Raw genomic sequence first — 20160 nt, 5'->3', positions numbered from 1 at the left:
GCGCGGACGCATACGGACAGGTGCCGCGACATACGGCCATCGGCGGACACACCGTACCCGCGTCATGGGGCACCCCGGAGCCGGGCTAACGGTAGGAGCGGATGGACGGGCGGACAAGCCGCCGACCCATCGAAGAAAAGTGAGAATTGTCGCCGGACGACCACGGCGGGTCGGCGTAACGAACATCAGCGCCCGTACGCTGCGCCGAACGAGGTTCCGGAAGGGGTGCCGGAACTGCCGGACAGACCACCATCTGCGGCGCTTTCCTGGCCGATCGTACCCGAGTCGTCACCCTCAGCCGATCGGGGCGGCGGGCGTTGACCGTTCGGCGGATCGGGTCGAGCCGGCCGCCGGTCAGCGCGGGTGAGATCGCGGGAAATACTTCGCGGCGGCTCTGGGTACGGTATGAGGGTGTTGTCATCGGAGGTCGTCCTCAGCGGTCGGTACCGCCTGAATGACCGTGTCGCCACGGGCGGCATGGGGGACGTCTGGCGTGCCACGGACCTGGTGCTGGGCCGTCAGGTCGCGGTGAAGGTCCTGTTGCCGGCGTTGGTCTCCGATCCCGACTTCATCGCCCGCTTCCGCGCCGAGGCGCGGATCATGGCCGCCCTGCGGAACCCGGGCGTCGTACAGGTCTTCGACTGCGGTGAGGACGAGCTGCCCGACGGCGGCCGGGCCGACTACCTGGTCATGGAGTTCGTCGAGGGCGAGCCGCTGTCCAAGCGGATCGAGGAGGCCGGCCGGCTCGACGTCGCCGAGACGATGTCGATCGTGGCGCAGGTCGCCCAGGCCCTGCACGCCGCCCACGCCCGGGGCATCGTCCACCGGGACGTGAAGCCGAGCAACCTGCTGGTGCAGGAGAACGGCAACGTCACGCTGGTCGACTTCGGGGTGGCCCGGTCGACCAATGTGACCAGCATCACCAGCACCAACGCGGTGCCCGGCACCGCCCTCTACATGGCCCCCGAGCAGGCCGCCGGCCGCCCCGTCTCCGGCGCCACCGACCTCTACGCGCTCGGCGCGGTGGCCTACTGCTGCCTCACCGGCAGCCCGCCCTTCACCGGGGACAATCCACTCCAGGTGGCCGTCCGCCACCTGGACGACGAGCCGCCGGAACTGCCGACGGACATCCCGCAGCCGGTCCGCGACCTGGTCGCCCGCGCGCTGTCGAAGGACCCCGCCGACCGCTTCCCCACCGGCACGGCGATGGCCGCCGCAGCCCGGGCGGCGACGTCCGACTCGCCGGCCTCGACGGTGCCGGTCAGGTTGCGCAACTCGGCCGGGGCCACGGACACCCGGGACGATCTTCCGGTCGTCGCGCCGGCGCCGCCGGCGTCCCGGCCGGGTAGCCGGCGAGGGACGCTGATCGGCGCGGGCGCCGCGGTGCTCGTGGCGCTGGCCGCGCTCGGCGCGGCGCTCGGTGCCGCCGGCAACACGGGCGAGCCGGCGACCACCTTCAAGACCCCGCCGCCCGCCACCACCACGAGTGACGACGCGCCGGCAGCCGACGAGTCGGTGTCCGCCGAGGAGAGCAGCAGGCCAACCCGGCCGGGGCCGGGCAACCGCCCGTCGGAGACGGCCACCCCCACCCCGTCCCCGACCGGCACCCCGAGCGTCTCCGTCGAGCCGACACCGTCGGAGGCGCCGTCGACCGAACCGACCGACCCGGCCACCACGTCGAGCAGTCCGCCCCCGCCGACGGACACCTCCCCCACGCCGCCGACCAGCAGCGCGACGACGCCCCCGCCCGACGGTGGCGTTCCGCCCGGCACGGTCAACTGAAGCCGGCCGGCCCCACGAGACACTCCAGCCTCACGATTCCCAAAACAGACATACGGCGCGCAAACTCCACCTAGGGTGACGGACGGGGTACGTACCGTCTCGTGAGGAGCCCGGGTGAGTGCTGAGAAGCTGGTCGTGATCGGCCAGGGATACGTGGGACTGCCGCTCGCCGTACGGGCGGTCGAGGCGGGCATGGACGTCGTCGGGCTCGACGTGGACACCGACCGGGTGAAGCTGCTGGCCAACGGCGAGTCCTACGTCGAGGACATCCCGGTCGACCGGCTGGGCCGGGCCCTGCACACCGGACGCTACCGCCCGAGCAGCGAGTACGCCGACGCGGAGGGCTTCGACGTCTGCGTCATCACGGTGCCCACACCGCTGCGCGACGGCACCCCCGACCTCAGCTTCGTCGAGCGGGCCGGCCTGAACATCGGGCCGTACCTGCGGCCCGGCTGCACCGTGATCCTGGAGTCCACCACGTACCCGGGCACCACGGAGGAACTGCTCCGTCCGCTGCTGGAGTCGACCAGCGGGCTGCGCAGCCCGGCCGACTTCCACCTCGGCTACAGCCCGGAGCGGATCGACCCGGGCAACCGGACCTGGCGGTTGGAGAACACCCCGAAGGTGGTGTCGGGGGTCGACGACGCCTCGCTGCACCGGGTGGACGCCTTCTACCGGCGGCTGGTCGAGCGGACGGTGCCGGTCGACTCGACCCGGGTGGCCGAGCTGACCAAGCTGATCGAGAACACCTTCCGCCAGGTCAACATCGGCCTGATCAACGAGCTGACGATGCTCTCCCACCAGCTCGACATCGACGTCTGGCAGGCGATCGACGCGGCCGAGACGAAGCCGTTCGGGTTCATGCCGTTCCGGCCCGGACCGGGCGTGGGCGGGCACTGCCTGCCGATCGACCCCTGCTATCTGTCCTGGCAGGTGAAGCGACGCCTCGGCCGCCAGTTCCGTTTCATCGAGCTGGCCAACGACATCAACCACGAGATGCCCGAGCACGTGGCGCAGCGGGTCATGGCGGGCCTGAACCGCTGCGGGCGGGCCGTCACCGGTGCCCGGCTGCTGCTGCTCGGTCTGGCGTACAAGCGCAACACCGGCGACATGCGGGACTCGCCCGCCGTGGACGTGGCGGCCCGGCTGCGTGGCCTCGGGGCGGAGGTGCTCGCCGTGGAGCCGTACGCCGAGCCGCACCACGTCCCGGACGGGGTGGCGCTGGTGGAGTTGACCGAGCGCGAGGTACGCGCCGCCGACGCGGTGGTGGTGGTGACCGACCACGACTGCTTCGACTACGGCCTGGTGACCCGGCACGCCCGCTACGTCTTCGACACCCGAAACCGCTGCCAGGGACCGACGGTCGAGCGCCTCTGACCCCTCCGGTACCGCGGCAGGTCGCGGGCTCAGCCGCCCGGGGTGACCAGCCCGCTCTCGTACGCCAGCACCACCGCCTGCACCCGGTCGCGGAGCTGGAGCTTCGCCAGGATCCGGCCGACGTGCGTCTTCACCGTCGTCTCCGCGACGTGCACCCGGACGGCGATCTCCGCGTTGGACAGCCCCTGCGCGACGAGCAGCAGCACCTCCCGCTCCCGCTCGGTGAGCTGAGCCAACCGGGGGTCCTCGGTGGGCCCGGGGCCGAGCTGGCCGGCGAACCGGTCCAGCAGCCGCCGGGTGATCGACGGAGCGACCACCGAGTCGCCGTCGGCGACCACCCGGATCGCGGCGAGCAGCTCCTCCGGCGGGACGTTCTTGAGCAGGAAACCGCTGGCCCCCGCCTGGAGCGCGGCGAACGCGTCCGCCTCGGTGTCGAAGGTGGTGAGCACCAGCACCCGGGGACGCCCGGCGGGCGGTCGCGCGCAGATCCGCCGGGTCGCCTCCACCCCGTCCATGGTCGGCATCCGCAGGTCCATCACCACCACGTCGGCCTCGACCCGGTCGAGCACCCGCAGCGCGTCGGCCCCGTCGATCGCCTCGCCGACCACCGCCAGGTCCGGCTGGGAGTCCAGCACCATGCGGAACCCGGTGCGGACCAACGCCTGATCGTCGACGATCACCACGCGGACCGTCATGCCGCCTCCCCCTGCTCGCTGTCCGGCGCCGACGGTAGCGGCAGCCGCGCCTCGACCCGCCAGCCCCCGGCCTGCGTGGGGCCGGCGGTGAGGCTGCCGTCGTACACCCCGACCCGCTCGCGCATGCCGACCAGGCCGTGCCCGCCCGACGGCGCCGGCCGGACCACCGGACGGCCGCGCCCGTCGTCCACCGCCCGGACCGCGACGGTGGTCGCGGACCAGTCCAGGCGCAGCTGGACCGACGCGCCCACCCCGGCGTGCTTGAGCGCGTTGGTCAGCGACTCCTGCACCACGCGGTAGACGGTCAGCTCCAGGCCCGGCGGCAGGGGCACCGGGTCGCCCGTGGTGGCGTAGCCGACCCGCAGGCCGGCCGCGCGGAAGCGGTCCAGCAGGCCGGGCAGCTCCACCAGCGCCGGCCGGCGGTGCGTCGGCTCGGCGGAGAGGCCGCCGCCGGGCTCGGCCACCACGTCCGGCGCGGCCGCCGGCTCCGGCCGGCTCGGCTCCCGGAGTACGCCCACCAGCCGGCGCATCTCCTCCAGCGCCTGCCGGCCGGTGTCGGCCACCACCTTGGCCGCCTCCCGGGCGGTGGCCGGGTCGCGGTCGATGGTGAACCGGACCCCGTCGGCCTGCACGATCATCACCGCCATGCTGTGCGCGACCACGTCGTGCAGCTCCCGGGCGATCCGGGTACGCTCCTCGGCCACCGCCGCCCGGGCCTCCGCCTCCCGCTCGCGTTCGAGGGTGGTCGCCCGCTCCTCCAGGCTCAGCACGTAGAGCCGGCGGGTCCGCACGTTCAGCCCCATCAGCCACACCGCGCCGGTGATCAACCCGAAGTAGATCGCGCTGGCCCACCAGGCGGCGGGTCCGGGCGCCTGGAGCGCGGCCAGCACCACGCCGACCGCGGCGACCAGCCCGGCGATCACCCCGTCGCGGAGCCGGTCGGCGTACTTGACCACGCTGTAGAGGGCGATCAGCACGGCGATGTCGTAGCCGAGCGGCCCCCAGCCGGCGACCACCTGGACGAGCGCCAGCGCGGCCACCCCCGCCGCCACCGCAGACGGGTGGGTACGCCGGAACAGCAGGGCGACCACCATCCCGATCCCGACCAGGGTCGCCTGCCAGCCACCGGGCTGGGCGACCGCCCCGGCGACGGCGAAGAGCGCCACCAGCCCGGAGACGGCGACGTCGAAGGCGACGCTGCGTAGCGGCCGACCGAAGATGATGCGGTCCACGGTCACCCAGCGTACGGTGCGCCCCGTCCATCGATGCGTACCGTGGTTGTCGGCGACGAGCACGCGGACCGCTCCGCCCCGGGACGGTACTTCCCGGATTCACTTTCGAGCTGATAGCGCCAGCGATATCAGCGTGATCGTTCTCCGCTGGCACGCCGAGTCGGCCCAGACCGTCAGGATGAGGAACGGTCGGCGACGAAGACGCCGAGACCCTGGTGGCCGTAGAGTTCACCGGTTTCGATGAGAATCGTGATCGCCTGACGGACCGTCGACTGGCTGCCCACCTCGTACATGTCGGCGAGCGCCTTGGTGGACGGCAGCTTGTGGCCGGGCGGCCACTCGCCCGAGGCGATGCGTGCCCTGATGTCGGCGATGATCCGCCGGTAGTGCGGTTCGAACTTCCGTGGTGCGGGCATGCGAAGTACTCCCAGCTAGGCACACCCATCTGATCATGTCGCCAGGAGAACTTCAAGAGCATCGTTGACTTTACCAGTATTATCGGTAAAGTTGCGCCAAGAAGGGCCCCAGCTAGGCACTGCGGCACCTTCTCTCGGAGCGGCGTTCGACCGCCCTGGCCGGGTGCTGCTCCGAGCTCAGCCACCTCACGGTTCCAGCACGGACAGGCCCGGGGCGGGTGCCGGGCTCCGATCGGCGCGGACGCGCGGTCGCCCGGTCGACCCCGCCCGCCTCGGTGCCGCTCCCATCGACCAGGGAGGGTCATGGACTCGATCGACGCCGCACTCGGCGAGCTTCCTCTACCACCGCGCGTGACGGCCGAGGACGTCGAATTCGCGGTGACCGCGATCGTCGTACACGCTCCAGAACAGTGGCCGGACGGACCGCGCTGCCGCAACGACCGCGCCCCGCACCCGTGCCGACTGCACCGCTGGGGCCGCCGGGTCCTCGACCGACGCGGGCTCACCGAGCGACAGATCGCCGCACTGGTCGCGGAATGGCTGGCGCCGGAGCGATGAGCTACGTGACCGGTGAGCGCGGATCCGCCCCGACCGGCCGGCGGCAGCGGTGAGCACGCCACGGTGGATCATCCACCTGCCCACCACGCTGACGCGCCTCGACGACGTCACCGCCCTGGCCGTCGCGCTGCGGGAGTCACTGCGCCACGTCAGCGCCATCGACTTCGGCGAGACCACGCTCAGCGAGGAGGACCGACAGTTCGTGCGTACCCGGGTCTGGTGCGACGCCCGGCTGCCCAACCATGCCCGCTGCCTGCTCGCGGCCGACCACGACGGCCCCTGCCGGCCGACGGCGCCCGCCACGAGCGAGGCGGGCACGGCGTGATGTCGCAAACGACTCAGCTCGACAGCCGCCGGTGAGGCATGTCCCGTCCAGCGAGCGGCGCCGGCACCCGTCGCGGCCGATCGGTGACGGGGCCTGGCCGGGGCCCACCGGCCCGGATCGGATCAGCGGGCGGCGGGGATACGGTCAAGCTGCGCCTCGATCGCCGCGGGGGTGAGGGCGGGCCGGCCGCCGGGATGGCCGACGGTCGCCCCGGCCGCCGCGACCGCGTACCGGGCGATCTTCTCGTACGGGTCGTGGTGGAGCAGGCCGACGGTGAGCGCCGCCACGAAGGCGTCCCCGGCACCGGTGGTGTCCACCGTGGGTGTGTCGCTCAGCGGCACGAAGACCTCGCCGTCGGGCCAGACGAAGGCGTTCCCCACCCCCGCCACCTCGATCGCGGCCAGCGACGGTCCCCGGTCGAGCAGTTCCCGGCCGGCCCGCAGACCCGTCTCGGCGTCCTTCGGCGGGTCGCCGACGAGCAGGCCCGCCTCCCGCGCGTCGGCGCGCAGCACGTCGGCCAGGGCAAGCAGCTCCGCCCCGCCAGCCGGGTCGTCCGGCGCGCCGTCCAGCACCACCAGCCGGTCGGCCGCTCGGGCGCACCGGGCCGCCGCGAGCGCCGCCGGCAGCGGCTGCTGGAGCTGCACGAGTACGGCCTGGGCGGCGCCCAGCGCCTCGGCCGCCCCGGTCACGTCCGCCTCGGTCAGCAGGGTCGCCTCGGGGATGTCCTCCAGGTAGCGCCACCGGGCCCGGGTGTCCACCACGTCGACGATCAACGCGCTGGGGGTGCCGGGCCGGCGCAGCACCGGTGCGACGTCGATCCCATCGCTGCGGGCCTGGCCCAGCAACCGGTCGCCGACCTCGTCCTCGCCGACCACGCCGAGCAGCCCGACCCGTACGCCGAGTTGGGCGAGCCCGACGGCCTGGTTGGCCCCCTTGCCGCCGAGCAGTTCCCGCCGGCGGCGCACCGGGGCCGTACGGGACGGGTCGGGCAGGTCGTCCACGAGCAGGACGATGTCCCGGGCCACCTGCCCCACCACGAGCGCATCAAGTCCGGCCATGCCCGCCTGATACCCCGGCCGCCGCCGGTCACGCCCAGCTCACCGGCCTCCCGGGCGCGCGACGGCGAACATGAAGCAGCCGTACACCACGTTGCGGCTGTGCAGGCGGTCGACCGCCGGGTCGGCGAACAACTCGCCGATGACGCCCTCCGGGTCGCCGCCGTCGTGGAGCCGGCCACCCACGATCCGGCCCCGCTGGTCGTACGCCCGGAGCACCTGGGGTCGGCCCCGCCAGTCGGGCGGATACCCCGTGCCGTGGGCCGGCCCGGGACAGTCGGCGTCGTGGGCGAAGACCGGCCCCACCTCCCGGTACGGGCCGGCCGGGAGCGGCGGGGCGTACCCGAAGAGGAGCAGCGGCTCGCCCGCGGCGGCATCGCGCAGGCAGCAGCGCAGCGGTTCACCACCCTCGGCGGTGAACCGCTGCGGCGGCTGGCCGGAGGCGTCGAGGCCGGCGCGCCGCACCGCGGCCAGCGCCGCGACCGACATCGGCTGGATCAGGTACGCGTCTCGTGTCGTCATAGGCCCAGCCTGGTCCGCCTCCACGGGCGGGTGCTGGCGGCGATCGGACCCCGCGTTCCCGGCGTCAGCGGCGGGAGACCGGGATCTGGAGTTCCGTCACGCCCTTCTCCGGCTCGTCCTGGCAGTATTCGAGATAGACCTCACGGGCGTACCCCTCGGCCCGCCAGCCGTTCTCCTCGATCCACCGGGCGAGCACCTGCATGCTGGCCTCGACCTCGTCCATCGCCCCGTGGTGCACGATGGTCGCGGCGGTGGGGACCGCCGGCAGGTCGACGACGGCGAAACCCTGGTCGGGCCCCGGGTCGACACCGACGGTCGCCCCGGCGTGCACGACGACCGCCTCCCCGCCGCCCTCGGGTTCGTACCAGGCGATGGCCGGCCCGGTCAGGCCGACGTGCGCCTCGTCGAGCCGGCGGAACAGTTCCGGGTAGAGCGGCTGGATCACCGGGCCGATGTCCGGCGTCTCGTAGCTGGCGGCCACGGCCGTCACCTCCGCGATCCGCACCGCGGGGATCTCCTTCAGTACGACGTCCTCGGTGGTCATCCGACCCTCCGTCTCAAGCATCCGGAGCCTCGCCGCGATCCTGGCCAGCCGGGCGGTGTCGGCGGCGACCTGCGCCGCGAGCTGTGCTCGGCGCAACCGCAGCATCCCGCGCAGCTCGTTGGCGTCGACCTCGTCGTCGAGGACGGCCCGGACCTGCTCCAGGGTGAGCCCCAGGTCCTTCAGGGCGACCACCCGGTTGAGCCGGCCCAGCTGCGCCGCCCGGTAGTACCGGTAACCGGTGTGCGGGTCGACGACGGCCGGGTGGAGCAGCCCGATGCCGTCGTAGTGCCGCAGCATCCGGACCGACACCCGGCCCAGTACGGCGAATTCTCCGATGGTGAACATGGCCCCCTCACGCTCGCCCCTGACACGGTGTCAGAGTCAAGCGCGCCGCACCTCACACCCCCATCTCGGCCTCGTACGCCCGGCGGAACCGGCGACGGGCGGCGGGCGCGAGGCAGACGTGCCAGTACTGGCCCTCGTCGACCACGTTGATCTCACCGGCCTCCTGGCGGGCCAGCAGCAGGTCGGCCAGGGCGTCGCGGGCGCCGAAGCGGCGGAACCAGGCCAGTTCCAGGTCGGCCGCCCAGCCGAGGCAGTGGCCGCTGGGCAGCATGGCGGCGTACCCGAGGCGGCGCAGCCGGTGCTGGTGCTCGGCGCTGCGCGCCAGGCTGGTGACCCAGAGCGGCGGGCAGGCCGGCGGGGTGGCCAGGGCGAACTCCCGACCGATGTCGTTGAGCAGCGCCACCACCTCACGCCGGGTCCGGCGGAACCTCAGCCCGGCGGTACGCGGGGTGGTGTGCGGCAGCAGCCGCCGCCGGACCGCCCGCAGCCCGCGGCCGGCGAGGGTGGCGGGCTGTTCCTGGTAGCGGAAGGCGAGCAGGCCACGCCGGCGCAGCCACTCCAGGTCGACCAGGTCGATGCTGCTGTCGACCTGATGGTCGGTGAGGAAGGTCGGGGTGTCCCGCCACCACATCAGGTCGATGCGGGAGAGCAGGTAGACACCGACCAGCGCGGTGAGGTCGGGTGCCGAGCCACGGGCGGCGGGTCGGGGGCGGGCCATCTCCAGCAGCAGGGTCTCCCGGGCGCCGATGAGCCCCTGCGGGGTGGCGTCGAGAACGGCGGCGATGGCCGGCTCGCGCAGCCGCTGGTCGAGCAGCACCTGGCGAGCGGTGGTCGACGGGGCGTCCGCCAGGGCGCCGACCTCGACCAGCAGCTCCGCCACCGCCGTCCGATAGGCGGCCAGGTCCGGCGCGGTGGGGTCCGGGCGACGGCCGGCGGACGAGGGGAGACGGCGGCCGGGGGCGGCGGACGTTACGGCGGGCCCGGGCCGTGGGCCAGGGCTTCGGCTGGGCACGCGCATGGGCGGGCCCCCTCTCCAGGCAGGACGTGACTGGAACCTGGACCCACCGTAATCACCAGGATCGGCTATTCCCCGAACAATTCTCCTATCCCCCCCAAAGGGCGACAGGCAGCCTCATCCGGAGCGCCCGCTCCCGAATCGCCCGGTCAACTCCTGCACCCACCCGTACGAGGGCACGGCGGGCAGGTCGCCAGCCCGTCCGGCGCGTACCGCGTCCGCGACCTCCAGTGCCGCGCCGAGGGCGGCCCGGAACAGCAGGGAACCCGTGCTGACCCGGGCCACCCCGAGCCGACCCAGCTCGGCGAGGCCGGGCCCGCCCGGGCGGTGCAACACGTTCAACGGCCGGCCGCCCTCCGCGGCGAGCAGCCCGACGGTGTCGTCCGGCGCACCGGGTACGAACAGGCCGTCGGCCCCCGCCTCCCGGTACGCCCGCGACCGGAGCAGGGCCTCGTCCCGCGCCCCGGGCACGCCGAGCCACCAGGCGTCGGTGCGGGCGTTGACGAAGAGCCCCGGCACGGCGGCCCGCACCGCGGCGATCTTGGCGGCGGCCAGCTCCGGCGGCGCGAGGGTGCCGTCCGGCCGGCCGTCCTCCAGGTTCACCCCCACCACGCCGAGCGCGGCCAGCTCGGCCACGTAGTCGGCCACCGCCGCCGGGTCGTCGCTGAAGCCGCCCTCCACGTCGACGGTGAGCAGGACGGGCAGGTCGCGGAGCCGCCGGGCGAGGGCGAGGTTCTCGGCGCGGGTGGCGCCGACCGCGTCCGGCTTCCCGCCGGCCGCGGCGACACCGAGGCTGGTGGTGCCGACCGCCGGATACCCGTGCGCGGCGAGAGCGGCGGCGGAGGCGTGGTCCCAGGCGTTGGGCAGCAGCAGCGGCTCGCCGGGCCGGTGCAACGCGTGGAAGGTGGCAGCGCGTTCGGCCATCAGACGGTCACCTCGATGCTGGTCGGGACGTGCAGGGTGGGGTGGGGCGCGTACCCGACGGGGGCGTCGGTCGGGCGGCAGCGGCGGCGCAGCACGTCGATCACCCCGGCGGCCAGGGCCAGCGCGTGCCGCTCGCCCGGACAGCCCCGCGGCCCGGCACCGAAGGTCAGCGACCCGCCGGGGCGGCCGGGCAGGAAGCGATCCGGCTCGGCGAACGCGGCCGGGTCGCGGTTGGCCGCGTCGAACCGCAGCAGCAGCGGAATATCCGGGCCGATCTCCCGTCCGCCCAGGCGCAGCTTCGCGGTCGTGACCCGGCGGCTGGCGCGAACCGGCGGGTCGAGGCGGAGCAGCTCGCCGAGCAGGTCGCCGGTGGACCGCTCCGCCGACGCGCCGAGCAGGTGCCGGGTGGCCCCGCCGATCAGCCCGGCGGTGGCGTCGCAGGCCTGGACGAGCAGCCCGATCCGGTTCGCGGCGACCTCCGCCGGTGCCGGCGGGGACATCGCCAGCAACACGGCCACCGCCCCGTCGGCGCGCGCGACGGTCGCCGGGTCCGCGCCCGGGTGGTAGGCCGCCGCCACCGCCGCCACCGCCGGCACGGCTGCGGTCGGGTCGGCCAGCCCGAGCCGCGCCGCCAGCACCATCAGGGGTACGCGCCGCGCCAGCCGCTCCATCACGTCGATCCGATCGCCGCCCTGGTCGAGTTGGATCTCGGTGAGCCGGGCAGCGCCGTCCCGCAACTCCTCCGGATCGAGCCGGGCCAGCGCGGTGACCCCGATCGTTCGCCGGTCCGGGTGCCGGTCAGGGCCGCTGAACCGGCTGACCGTCCCCCGCAGCCAGGCGAGCGTGCCGGGTGGCCCGCCGGACGCGACCGGCACCACGCACTGCGGATCGGTCAGTACCTCGACCACGTCGGCGTGCCGGGTGACCACCCAGCCGCCATCGACGGATACGGGCGGCCCGCAGGCCGGTGTGTCGGGCGGGGCGGGTATGGACGGCCAGCTCATCGCCCGACCGTAAGGCCGTTTTCCTTCGGTCCGGGCCGAACCGTCCCGCCGAGCGTGGTCCGGCCGCGTCGCGGCCCGCCGGTCACCGACACGGCGGTACCACCTCGGCGACGTGGCGGCCTCGGAGCAGCCGGGACACCCCCACCTCGCCGAGGTGGCGCCCGTCGACGACGGTCAGCCGCGGTGGGCGGTGGTGTCGCGGGGCGGTGCCAGCTCCGCCGCGTCGACGCCGAGGGCCGAGGCGAGGGCCGGGCGACCGGCCGGGGTGACACGGATCGCACGGCCGGTGCCGCGTACGGTCCAGCCGAGGTCGAGGAAGCGGGCACAGAGCGCCGCGCCGAGCGCCCCGGCCAGGTGCGGGCGTCGCTCGGTCCAGTCGAGGCAGTCACGCAGCAGCGGACGCCGGGCCGCGCGCAGGGGCTCGACCGGCACCGCCAGCTCGGCGAGCCACGCCACCCCGTCCGGCGTGACGGCGAGCCCACCCGCCCGGTCCAGCACGCCCCGGGCCAGCAGCGCGTCGTGCACCAGCACGCCGAGCCGGCCGGCCAGGTGGTCGTAACAGGTCCGGGCGTACGCCAGGGCGGCGGTGGCCGAGGCGGCGCGCAACGTGCGGGGCGGGGCCGACGGGGCGGGCGCGTGGCCGGCCAGGTCCTCGACGAGCTGGGCCACCGACGGGCCGGCCAGACGGACGTACCGGTGCCGGCCCTGCCGCTCCTCCACCAGCAGCCCGCCGCGCACCAGGCGGTTGAGGTGGTCGGTCGCGGTGGACGGCGCCACCCCGGCGGCCCGGGCCAGCTCGCCCGCCGTCCACGCCCGCCCGTCGAGCAGCGCCAGGCAGAAGCTGGCCCGGGTACGGTCGGCGAGCAGCGCGGCGAGACCCGCCATCGCGCGGCCGTCGATGCTGGTCGTGCTCATGTCCCCAGGCTGACACAGGAACAGTTCGGCCCCGACCGCACCGTGTGGTGGGCCGGCCGGGTCAACCGGACAGGAGCGGGCCCGCCGGATCCAGGTCGCTGACGGTACGGGTGTCACCGTCGTAGCTGCGCGCCGCGACGAACTCCCCGGCGGGACGGTCGAGCCCAGCCACCGCCCGGGCTCTGCGCCGGTCGCCGTCCCGGAACCGCAGGGCCAGGCTCAGGTGCGGAATCCAGCGCCCCGGCAGGTGCCACGGGCGTGGGCCGGGCGCCTCGGCGAGCACGTCCCAGACCGCGCCGTGCAGGGCGACCAACTGCGGCGCGGGCCGGACCAGCCAGACCAGCGGGGCGCTCCCGTCGAGCACCGCCACCCGGTCGACGCGGGCGGGCAGGGGCAGCGCCGCGGCGCAGAGGTCGGCGAGGCGCTGCTCCGCCCCGGGCGGAAACGCGTCGACCGAGGCGAGGGTCAGGTGCGGCCGGTTGGTGGGGTGGGAGTTGCGCGCCAGGCTGGGCAGCCCGGCCTCGGCCAGCCGGTGCCAGGCTGCCCGTACCGTCTCCTCCAGCTCCGGCGAGCAGAGCAGTTCGACCGTACGCACGCCGCCAGGCTAGTCGTCGGCGGTGTGCCGCGACGCCCGGTGGGGAATACGGACCGGATGAGCGTGCTGACCGAGACCGACGAACGTCACCTGCGCCGGGCCATCGAACTGGCCGCCGCCGCCCGGGACGCGGGGGACGGCCCGTTCGGGTCGCTGCTGGTCGACGCGGAGGGGCGGGTGGCGGCCGAGGAGGTCAACACCGAGCGCACCGACGACGACATCACCGCGCATCCGGAACTGAAGCTGGCCCGCTGGGCGGCCCGGCACCTGGCTGCCGAGGCGGCCGCCGTCGCCACCATGTACACGAGCTGCCAGCCGTGCGGCATGTGCGCGACGGCGATCGAGCGCTCCGGCCTGGGCCGGGTGGTGTACGCGCTCAGCGCCGAGCAACTGGCGACCCTGCGTCCGGCACCGGCCCCCACCCCGGTCGCGTACGCCGGTCCGGCGCTGCTCGCCGAGGCCCGGGTACCCGTCGAGGCGAGCTGACCGGGGCCCTGGAAGGTGGCCGGGTCGACGGTTGTGCCGGTCGCCGCGATCGCCCCTCGGCGGTGATGAAAGGCTTGACGCATGAGTTCCGCACCAACCCCGACCGACGCCACCATCCCCGACGACGCCGACGCGGCGACCGCCTTCGCGGATCTCGGGCTGCGCGCCGAACTGCTGGGCGCGCTGGCCGCGCTCGGCTACGAGGAGCCGACCCCGATCCAGCGGGAGGCGATCCCACCCCTGCTCGCCGGCCAGGACCTGCTCGGCCAGGCGGCGACGGGCACGGGCAAGACGGCCGCCTTCGCCCTGCCGCTGTTGCAGCGGCTGCCCGACAAACGCACGGGCGGGGATCCGGTGTCGCTGGTGCTGGTGCCCACCCGGGAGCTGGCGGTGCAGGTCTCCGAGGCGTTCCACCGGTACGGCAAGGACCTCGGCACGCGGGTCCTGCCGATCTACGGCGGCCAGCCGATCGGCCGGCAGTTGCGCGCCCTGGACCTGGGCGTGGACGTGGTGGTGGCGACGCCGGGCCGGGCGCTGGACCACATCGCCCGGGGCACCCTGCGGCTGGGTTCGCTGACGACGGTGGTGCTGGACGAGGCCGACGAGATGCTCGACATGGGTTTCGCCGAGGACATCGAGGCGATCCTGGAGCACGCCCCCGCCGACCGGCAGACGGTGCTCTTCTCGGCGACCATGCCGGCGCGGATCGACGGGCTGGCCCGCCAGCACCTGACCGACCCGGTCCGCATCCAGATCGAGCGCGAGCGGCCGGTGGCCGGCGAGGCGCCCCGGGTGCGGCAGAGCGCGTACATCGTGGCGCGGGCGCACAAGCCGGCCGCCCTGGGCCGGGTGCTGGACGTGGAGTCGCCGACCGCGGCGATCGTGTTCTGCCGCAGCCGGGAGGAGGTGGACCGGCTCACCGAGACGATGAACGGCCGGGGCTACCGGGCCGAGGCGCTGCACGGCGGAATGAGCCAGGAGCAGCGGGACCGGGTGATGGGCCGGCTGCGGGCGGGCACCGCCGACCTGCTGGTGGCGACCGACGTGGCGGCCCGCGGGCTGGACGTCGAGCAGCTCAGCCACGTGGTCAACTACGACGTCCCGTCGGCGCCGGAGTCGTACGTGCACCGGATCGGCCGGGTGGGCCGGGCCGGCCGGGAGGGCGTGGCGATCACCCTCGCCGAACCGCGCGAGCACCGGATGCTCAAGACCATCGAGCGGGTCACCGGCCAGCGGATCGCCGTCGACAAGATCCCCACGGTGGCGGATCTGCGGACCCGGCGGCTGGAGCTGACCCAGGCGGCGCTGCGGGAGTCGTTGCTGGAGGACGACCTGGAGCCGTTCCGGGCGATCGTGGAGTCGCTGACCGACGAGTTCGACCTGATGGAGGTCGCGCTCGCCGCGGTGCGGCTGGCCCACGAGGCGACCCTTCCCGGCACGGCCGACGAGGAGGAGGAGATCCCGCAGGTCTCGGTCCGTCCGCCCCGGGAGCAGCGGGAGCAGCGGGGGCACGAGGGCCGGGAGCGGCGCGGCACCCGCCCCGGTGGTACGACCCAGGTCTTCATCGGCCTGGGCCGGCGCGCCGGGGTGCGCCCGCAGGACCTGGTCGGGGCGATCACCGGGGAGACCCGGGCCAGCGGGCGGGACATCGGCTCGATCGAGATCGCCGACCGGTTCTCCCTGGTGGAGGTCCCGTACGCGCTGGCCGACGAGGTGATCCGGGGGCTGCGCGGCAGCACCATCAAGGGCCGCAAGGCGACGGTGCGCCTCGATCGGGAGGGTTTCGACGGCGCACGAGACCACCGCTGAGTGACGTGTCAACAGGAACCCCCTGTCACGCACGAGGCGTGACAGGGGGCTCCTGCCGCTGGCTCAGGCCGCGGCGAGCGGCTGGCCACCCAGGGTTTCCGCGTCGACGTCGGCCGGGCGCAGCGCCAGGGCGAGCACGTCGGCGACGTCGGCGAGGGTGTGGATGGTCAGCGCGTCGCGTACCTCGGTGGGCAGGTCGTCGAGGTCCGGCTCGTTGCGCTTCGGGATGATCACCTCGGTCAGACCGGCCCGGTGGGCGGCGAGCAGCTTCTGCTTCACGCCGCCGATGGGCAGCACCCGGCCGGAGAGGGTCACCTCGCCGGTCATCCCGAACTCGGGGCGTACCGGCCGGCCCGTGACCAGGGAGGCCAGCGCCGTCACCATGGTGATGCCGGCACTCGGGCCGTCCTTCGGCACCGCACCGGCCGGGACGTGCAGGTGGATCCGCCGCCCGGCCAGGGCGTTCGGGTCCAGCCCGAGCCGCCGCCCGTTCGACCGCAGGTACGACCAGGCGATGTGCGCGGACTCCTTCATCACGTCGCCGAGCTGGCCGGTCAGGGTCAGCCCCGGGTCGCCCTCCATGCTGGTCGCCTCGATGAAGAGCACGTCGCCGCCCGCCCCGGTGACGGCCAGGCCGGTGGCCACGCCGGGCACCGCCGTACGCTCCGCCGACTCCGGGGTGAACTTCGGCCGGCCCAGGTAGCGGGCCAGGTTGTCGTCGTCCACCCGGACCGGTGCCGGATCGGTGGCCAGGGCCACGGCGACCTTGCGCAGGATCTTGGCGAGGGCGCGTTCGAGCTGCCGTACGCCGGCCTCCCGGGTGTGTTCCCCCGCGATCCGCGCGAGGGCCGCGTCGGCGACGGTCACCTCGTCGGCGGTCAGCCCGGCCCGCTCCCGCTGCCGGGGCAGCAGGTGGTCCCGGGCGATGGCCACCTTCTCGTCCTCGGTGTAGCCGTCCAGGGTGACCAGCTCCATCCGGTCGAGCAACGGGCCGGGGATGGTGTCCACCACGTTGGCGGTGGCCAGGAAGAGCACGTCGGACAGGTCGAGGTCGACCTCCAGGTAGTGGTCGCGGAAGGTGTGGTTCTGCGCCGGGTCGAGCACCTCCAGCAGGGCGGCGGCCGGGTCGCCGGAGTAGCCGACGGCCAGCTTGTCGACCTCGTCGAGGAGCACGACCGGGTTCATCGAACCGGCTTCGCGCAGGGCGCGGACGATCCGGCCGGGCAGCGCGCCGACGTAGGTGCGCCGGTGGCCGCGGATCTCCGCCTCGTCGCGGACGCCACCGAGGGAGACCCGGACGAAGTTGCGGCCCAGCGCCCGGGCGACGGACTCGCCGAGGCTGGTCTTGCCGACGCCGGGCGGGCCGGCGAGGGCGAGCACCGCGCCGGAGCCACGGCCGCCGACCACGCCGAGGTTGCGCTCCGCGCGCCGGTTGCGCACCGCGAGGTATTCCAGGATGCGGTCCTTCACGTCGGCCAGGCCGGCGTGGTCGGCGTCGAGCACGGCGCGGGCCGCGGTCAGGTCGGTGTTGTCCTCGGTACGCGTGCTCCACGGCATTTCGAGGACGGTGTCGAGCCAGGTACGGATCCAGCCCGCCTCGGGCGAGGCGTCGCTGGCCCGCTCCAGCTTGCCGACCTCGCGCAGGGCCGCCTCGCGGACCTTCTCGGGCAGGTCGGCGGACTCGACGCGGGAACGGTAGTCGGCGGAGCCCTCCGGCTCGTCCTCGCCCAACTCCTTGCGGATCGCGGCGAGCTGCTGGCGGAGCAGGAACTCCCGCTGGGACTTCTCCAGTCCCTCCCGCACGTCGCTGTTGATCCGCTCGGTGACCTCCTGTTCGGCCAGGTGCTCCCGCACCCAGCCGACCAGCAGCTCCAGCCGGGCGGTGACGTCCGGCGCGGCGAGCAGTTCGGTCTTCTGCGCCAGGCTGAGCCAGGGCGCGTAGCCGGCCGCGTCGGCCAGCTCGGAGAGGTCGGTCATCCGCTCCATGGCGTCGATGACCTGCCAGGCGCCGCGCTGCTGGAGGACGGAGGTCATCAGCGCGCGGTACTCGCGGGCGAGTTCCCGGGCTCTACCGGCCGGGGCGGGTTCGTCGAGTTCGGTCGCCTCGACCCAGAGCGCGGCGCCCGGGCCGGGCACGCCGGAGCCGATCCGGGCCCGGGCCAGGCCGCGGACCACGGCGGCGGGCTCACCGCTGGGCAGCCGGCCCACCTTCTCGATCGTGGCGATCACGCCGACGGAGCCGTAGTCGCCGTCGATCCGGGGTACGGCGAGGAGTGTCTTGTCGCCGCTGGCGCGGGCCGCGTCGACCGCGGCCTGGGTGGTCGGGTCGAGGGTCACCGGGATGACCATGCCGGGCAGCAGGACGGCGTCGGTCAGCGGTAGTACCGGAAGAGTTGCCATCGAACACCTGCCATCATGTTGAGTTGAGCGTGTCAGGCTCAAGTAACAAACCGTTCCCCTTGTTCCGGCTTGTGACCCACGCCACTATTCGACCACCCTCCGCCGCACCGCGCCGCGCGTCGACCCGCCATTCCGGGGGATGGATTAGCCGACCCGCCGAATGGCGATCGGCAGATATTGTTGCGAATTTGCCGCACCATAGGTCAAACTCTTAGCCACACCCCGCCCGACACAGGGAGCAATGGCGATGGCAAGGAAAGTAATCACCGTTCTGACCGACGACCTCGACGGCGGAAAGGCGGATCGGACCGTCGAGTTCGGCCTGGACGGCGTGGCGTACACGATCGACGTCTCCGACGAGAACGCCGGCGTCCTGCGCAAGGCCCTGGACCCGTACATCAGCGCTGGCAGGCGGATCGGTCGCGGACCGGTCGAGAGCGTGCGCGCGACGCGCCGGACGGCTCGCCCGGCCACCTCCGGAATGGACCGCGAGCAGAACCGCGCCATCCGGGAATGGGCCACGAAGAACGGCTACGAGATTTCCGAGCGGGGCCGGATCCCCGTCTCGGTGGTGGAGGCGTACAAGAACCGCTGAGCCTCCCGGTTCACCGTCGGGCACGCCGGGGTCACGCTGGGAAATCAGCGCGGCCCCGGTTGGCTTTTCAGCGTTCACAATTTTCATCGATGACGAGCGCACCGGCATCCATTGCCACGGTGGCGCAGTGAGCGGCGCCACGACGGCCACCCGGTGACCGCTCCCGCGTCGTACCCCTGGGTTGTAATGACCGCCATGGCCAATGGTCATTACGCGGACGACGCACGGGGGTGGGGCATGACAGCCTGGTGGCGACAGACCGGGGGCGGCCTGCCCCGCACGTTCTGGTATCTCTGGACCGCCACGCTGATCAACCGGCTGGGCAGCTTCGTCGCCATCTACCTCGGCGTCTACCTGGTCTCGGTGCGCCACTTCGACCCGTCGTACGCGGGCATGGTGATCGGGTTGCACGGGGCCGGCAGCGCGCTCGGCACGCTGGTCGGCGGCATCGTCGCGGACCGGTGGGGACGGCGGCCGGCGATGCTCTCCGGCAACGTCGCCGCCGCGGCCACCGCGCTCGGGCTGGGACTGACCGGCCGCCCGGTCGCCATCGCGGCGCTCACCCTGGCCCTCGGGCTCTTCCTCGGCGTGGCCCGGCCGGCCTTCACCGCCACCATCATCGACGTGGTCGGCGAGCGCGACCGGCTACGGGCGCTGACCCTCAACTACTGGGCGATCAACATCGGGTTCTCGGTGGCCGCCACGGTGGCCGGCGTGCTGATCCGGGCCGACCCGCTGCTGCTCTTCGTGCTCAACGCCGCCGTGCTGCTCGGCACCGCCGCCCTGATCGCGCTCAAGGTGCCGGAGTCCCGGCCGGCCCCCGACGCCGTCGGGCCCCGCGTCCGGGCCGACCGGGGCGGCCTCGGCGCGGTGCTGCGCGACCGGGTGTTCCTCACCTTCACCGCGCTGACCGGGCTGATCTGGCTCTGCATCGAGGCGAACGCCATGCTGCCGGTGGCGTTGCGGGCCGACGGGCTGCCCGCGTCGGCGTACGGGCCGGTCATCGCGGTGAACGGGCTGATGATCGTGGCGGGCCAGTTGTTCGTGCCCCGGCTGATCGCCCGCTTCGACCGCTCCCGCACCATCGCGATGGCGGCGGTGGTGATCGGCGCCGGGTTCGTGGTCACCGCCATGGCCGACACCGTCCTGCTCTACGCCCTCAGCGTGCTGGTCTGGACCCTCGGCGAGATGATGATGACGCCCGCCAACTCGGCGCTCACCGCCGACCTCTCCCCTGCCGCGCAACGCGGCCGGTACCAGGGCGTCTACTCGCTGGGGTACGCCTTCGCCAGCTTCGCCGGCCCGACCGTAAGCGGCCTGGTCACCGGCCGGTTCGGCGACACCGCGCTCTGGCTCGGACTGGGCGGGCTGGCCCTGCTCGTGGCGTTGGGCAACCTGGTCGCCGGCCCGACGCGTACCCGACGGATCGAAGGGCTGCGGGCACCCACGCCGGCCCTCGCCCGGCCGGAGCCCGCGCCGGTGTGACCCACCCCCGGCCCGCGCCCGCGCCGAGCGATCCGCCCGGCCGGAGCCGCCCGGGTACGCCCCGGACGGGCTCCGGCCGCC

20 protein-coding genes are annotated in these 20160 nt (G+C 74.1%); 8 read left to right on the top strand and 12 right to left on the bottom strand.

Annotated features, from left to right (window positions below):
- Positions 1 to 405 precede the first annotated feature (405 nt).
- Together GA0070621_RS07465 and GA0070621_RS07460 are read left to right on the top strand one after the other, a co-directional pair.
- Positions 406 to 1782 (top strand): serine/threonine-protein kinase, encoded by a 1377-nt coding sequence (locus tag GA0070621_RS07465; protein ID WP_091192591.1) that lies wholly within the window; start codon positions 406 to 408, stop codon positions 1780 to 1782.
- Between the two features lie 114 nt (positions 1783 to 1896).
- Positions 1897 to 3159, top strand: coding sequence for a nucleotide sugar dehydrogenase (locus GA0070621_RS07460; protein ID WP_091192590.1), 1263 nt, complete (start codon positions 1897 to 1899; stop codon positions 3157 to 3159).
- Positions 3160 to 3188: 29 nt separating this feature from the next.
- On the opposite strand, the gene GA0070621_RS07455 is transcribed toward GA0070621_RS07460, so the two are convergent.
- The 3 genes from GA0070621_RS07455 to GA0070621_RS07445 all read right to left on the bottom strand — a co-directional run bounded on the left by GA0070621_RS07455 (position 3189) and on the right by GA0070621_RS07445 (position 5502).
- Positions 3189 to 3854: a response regulator gene (locus GA0070621_RS07455; protein WP_091192588.1), complete on the bottom strand. Its 666-nt coding sequence runs from the start codon at positions 3852 to 3854 to the stop codon at positions 3189 to 3191.
- Entirely contained in the window at positions 3851 to 5092 is a 1242-nt protein-coding gene (locus GA0070621_RS07450) for a sensor histidine kinase (RefSeq protein WP_091202147.1), read from the bottom strand. The genes GA0070621_RS07455 and GA0070621_RS07450 overlap by 4 nt, the downstream gene beginning before the upstream one ends.
- A 167-nt stretch (positions 5093 to 5259) precedes the next feature.
- Positions 5260 to 5502 (bottom strand): GntR family transcriptional regulator, encoded by a 243-nt coding sequence (locus GA0070621_RS07445; protein WP_091192587.1) that lies wholly within the window; start codon positions 5500 to 5502, stop codon positions 5260 to 5262.
- 303 nt (positions 5503 to 5805) lie between these two features.
- Between GA0070621_RS07445 and GA0070621_RS07440 the strand changes: the two genes are divergently transcribed.
- Positions 5806 to 6060, top strand: coding sequence for a hypothetical protein (locus GA0070621_RS07440; protein ID WP_091192586.1), 255 nt, complete (start codon positions 5806 to 5808; stop codon positions 6058 to 6060).
- Between the two features lie 49 nt (positions 6061 to 6109).
- Entirely contained in the window at positions 6110 to 6385 is a 276-nt protein-coding gene (locus GA0070621_RS07435; protein ID WP_091192585.1) for a hypothetical protein, read from the top strand.
- Between the two features lie 122 nt (positions 6386 to 6507).
- Here the strand turns inward: GA0070621_RS07435 and GA0070621_RS07430 are convergent, their stop codons facing one another.
- The 8 genes from GA0070621_RS07430 to GA0070621_RS07395 all read right to left on the bottom strand — a co-directional run bounded on the left by GA0070621_RS07430 (position 6508) and on the right by GA0070621_RS07395 (position 13304).
- Positions 6508 to 7443: a PfkB family carbohydrate kinase gene (locus tag GA0070621_RS07430; protein ID WP_091192583.1), complete on the bottom strand. Its 936-nt coding sequence runs from the start codon at positions 7441 to 7443 to the stop codon at positions 6508 to 6510.
- A 39-nt stretch (positions 7444 to 7482) separates the two neighbouring features.
- Entirely contained in the window at positions 7483 to 7962 is a 480-nt protein-coding gene (locus GA0070621_RS07425; protein ID WP_091192582.1) for a DUF1203 domain-containing protein, read from the bottom strand.
- Positions 7963 to 8026: 64 nt separating this feature from the next.
- Positions 8027 to 8851 (bottom strand): MerR family transcriptional regulator, encoded by an 825-nt coding sequence (locus GA0070621_RS07420; RefSeq protein ID WP_091192581.1) that lies wholly within the window; start codon positions 8849 to 8851, stop codon positions 8027 to 8029.
- A gap of 52 nt (positions 8852 to 8903) precedes the next feature.
- Positions 8904 to 9869 carry a hypothetical protein gene (locus GA0070621_RS07415; RefSeq protein WP_091192579.1) on the bottom strand — a complete coding sequence of 322 codons (966 nt, stop codon included), beginning with the start codon at positions 9867 to 9869 and terminating at the stop codon, positions 8904 to 8906.
- 114 nt (positions 9870 to 9983) lie between these two features.
- The gene (locus tag GA0070621_RS07410; RefSeq protein ID WP_091192578.1) at positions 9984 to 10790 is read right to left on the bottom strand and encodes an isocitrate lyase/PEP mutase family protein; all 807 of its coding nucleotides are present in this window, start codon (positions 10788 to 10790) and stop codon (positions 9984 to 9986) included.
- A complete protein-coding gene (locus tag GA0070621_RS07405) occupies positions 10790 to 11794 on the bottom strand; it encodes a cytochrome P450 (RefSeq protein WP_167666683.1) in 1005 nt (334 codons plus the stop codon). The genes GA0070621_RS07410 and GA0070621_RS07405 overlap by 1 nt, the downstream gene beginning before the upstream one ends.
- Positions 11795 to 11968: 174 nt before the next feature.
- Positions 11969 to 12709, bottom strand: a complete 741-nt coding sequence (locus GA0070621_RS07400; RefSeq protein ID WP_091192575.1) for an ArsR/SmtB family transcription factor — start codon at positions 12707 to 12709, stop codon at positions 11969 to 11971.
- A gap of 61 nt (positions 12710 to 12770) precedes the next feature.
- Complete coding sequence (locus tag GA0070621_RS07395) at positions 12771 to 13304, bottom strand: 2'-5' RNA ligase family protein (protein ID WP_091192574.1); 534 nt, start codon at positions 13302 to 13304, stop codon at positions 12771 to 12773.
- A gap of 57 nt (positions 13305 to 13361) precedes the next feature.
- On the opposite strand from GA0070621_RS07395, the gene GA0070621_RS07390 reads away from it, so the two are divergent.
- Together GA0070621_RS07390 and GA0070621_RS07385 are read left to right on the top strand one after the other, a co-directional pair.
- Positions 13362 to 13790, top strand: coding sequence for a nucleoside deaminase (locus GA0070621_RS07390; protein ID WP_231920989.1), 429 nt, complete (start codon positions 13362 to 13364; stop codon positions 13788 to 13790).
- A gap of 81 nt (positions 13791 to 13871) precedes the next feature.
- Entirely contained in the window at positions 13872 to 15599 is a 1728-nt protein-coding gene (locus GA0070621_RS07385; RefSeq protein ID WP_091192572.1) for a DEAD/DEAH box helicase, read from the top strand.
- 63 nt (positions 15600 to 15662) lie between these two features.
- Here the strand turns inward: GA0070621_RS07385 and lon are convergent, their stop codons facing one another.
- The gene (gene lon, locus GA0070621_RS07380; RefSeq protein WP_091192571.1) at positions 15663 to 17999 is read right to left on the bottom strand and encodes an endopeptidase La; all 2337 of its coding nucleotides are present in this window, start codon (positions 17997 to 17999) and stop codon (positions 15663 to 15665) included.
- Between the two features lie 247 nt (positions 18000 to 18246).
- Between lon and GA0070621_RS07375 the strand changes: the two genes are divergently transcribed.
- On the top strand, positions 18247 to 18594 hold the full coding sequence (locus GA0070621_RS07375; protein WP_091202143.1) for a histone-like nucleoid-structuring protein Lsr2: 348 nt from the start codon (positions 18247 to 18249) through the stop codon (positions 18592 to 18594).
- 237 nt (positions 18595 to 18831) lie between these two features.
- A complete protein-coding gene (locus GA0070621_RS07370) occupies positions 18832 to 20079 on the top strand; it encodes an MDR family MFS transporter (RefSeq protein ID WP_091192569.1) in 1248 nt (415 codons plus the stop codon).
- Positions 20080 to 20160 lie beyond the last annotated feature (81 nt).

The organism is Micromonospora narathiwatensis, from assembly GCF_900089605.1.
GTDB classification, from domain to species: domain Bacteria; phylum Actinomycetota; class Actinomycetes; order Mycobacteriales; family Micromonosporaceae; genus Micromonospora; species Micromonospora narathiwatensis.
This window is presented reverse-complemented; position numbering and strand designations above follow the sequence as displayed.

Bases quoted from the DNA above. Each gene is read 5' to 3' on its own strand.
- GA0070621_RS07465 (WP_091192591.1), top strand. From the start codon at position 406: ATGAGGGTGTTGTCATCGGAGGTCGTCCTCAGCGGTCGGTACCGCCTG.
- GA0070621_RS07455 (WP_091192588.1), bottom strand. From the start codon at position 3,854: ATGACGGTCCGCGTGGTGATCGTCGACGATCAGGCGTTGGTCCGCACC.
- GA0070621_RS07445 (WP_091192587.1), bottom strand. From the start codon at position 5,502: ATGCCCGCACCACGGAAGTTCGAACCGCACTACCGGCGGATCATCGCC.
- GA0070621_RS07440 (WP_091192586.1), top strand. From the start codon at position 5,806: ATGGACTCGATCGACGCCGCACTCGGCGAGCTTCCTCTACCACCGCGC.
- GA0070621_RS07430 (WP_091192583.1), bottom strand. From the start codon at position 7,443: ATGGCCGGACTTGATGCGCTCGTGGTGGGGCAGGTGGCCCGGGACATC.
- GA0070621_RS07425 (WP_091192582.1), bottom strand. From the start codon at position 7,962: ATGACGACACGAGACGCGTACCTGATCCAGCCGATGTCGGTCGCGGCG.
- GA0070621_RS07420 (WP_091192581.1), bottom strand. From the start codon at position 8,851: ATGTTCACCATCGGAGAATTCGCCGTACTGGGCCGGGTGTCGGTCCGG.
- GA0070621_RS07415 (WP_091192579.1), bottom strand. From the start codon at position 9,869: ATGCGCGTGCCCAGCCGAAGCCCTGGCCCACGGCCCGGGCCCGCCGTA.
- GA0070621_RS07410 (WP_091192578.1), bottom strand. From the start codon at position 10,790: ATGGCCGAACGCGCTGCCACCTTCCACGCGTTGCACCGGCCCGGCGAG.
- GA0070621_RS07405 (WP_167666683.1), bottom strand. From the start codon at position 11,794: ATGAGCTGGCCGTCCATACCCGCCCCGCCCGACACACCGGCCTGCGGG.
- GA0070621_RS07400 (WP_091192575.1), bottom strand. From the start codon at position 12,709: ATGAGCACGACCAGCATCGACGGCCGCGCGATGGCGGGTCTCGCCGCG.
- GA0070621_RS07390 (WP_231920989.1), top strand. From the start codon at position 13,362: ATGAGCGTGCTGACCGAGACCGACGAACGTCACCTGCGCCGGGCCATC.
- GA0070621_RS07385 (WP_091192572.1), top strand. From the start codon at position 13,872: ATGAGTTCCGCACCAACCCCGACCGACGCCACCATCCCCGACGACGCC.
- lon (WP_091192571.1), bottom strand. From the start codon at position 17,999: ATGGCAACTCTTCCGGTACTACCGCTGACCGACGCCGTCCTGCTGCCC.
- GA0070621_RS07375 (WP_091202143.1), top strand. From the start codon at position 18,247: ATGGCAAGGAAAGTAATCACCGTTCTGACCGACGACCTCGACGGCGGA.
- GA0070621_RS07370 (WP_091192569.1), top strand. From the start codon at position 18,832: ATGACAGCCTGGTGGCGACAGACCGGGGGCGGCCTGCCCCGCACGTTC.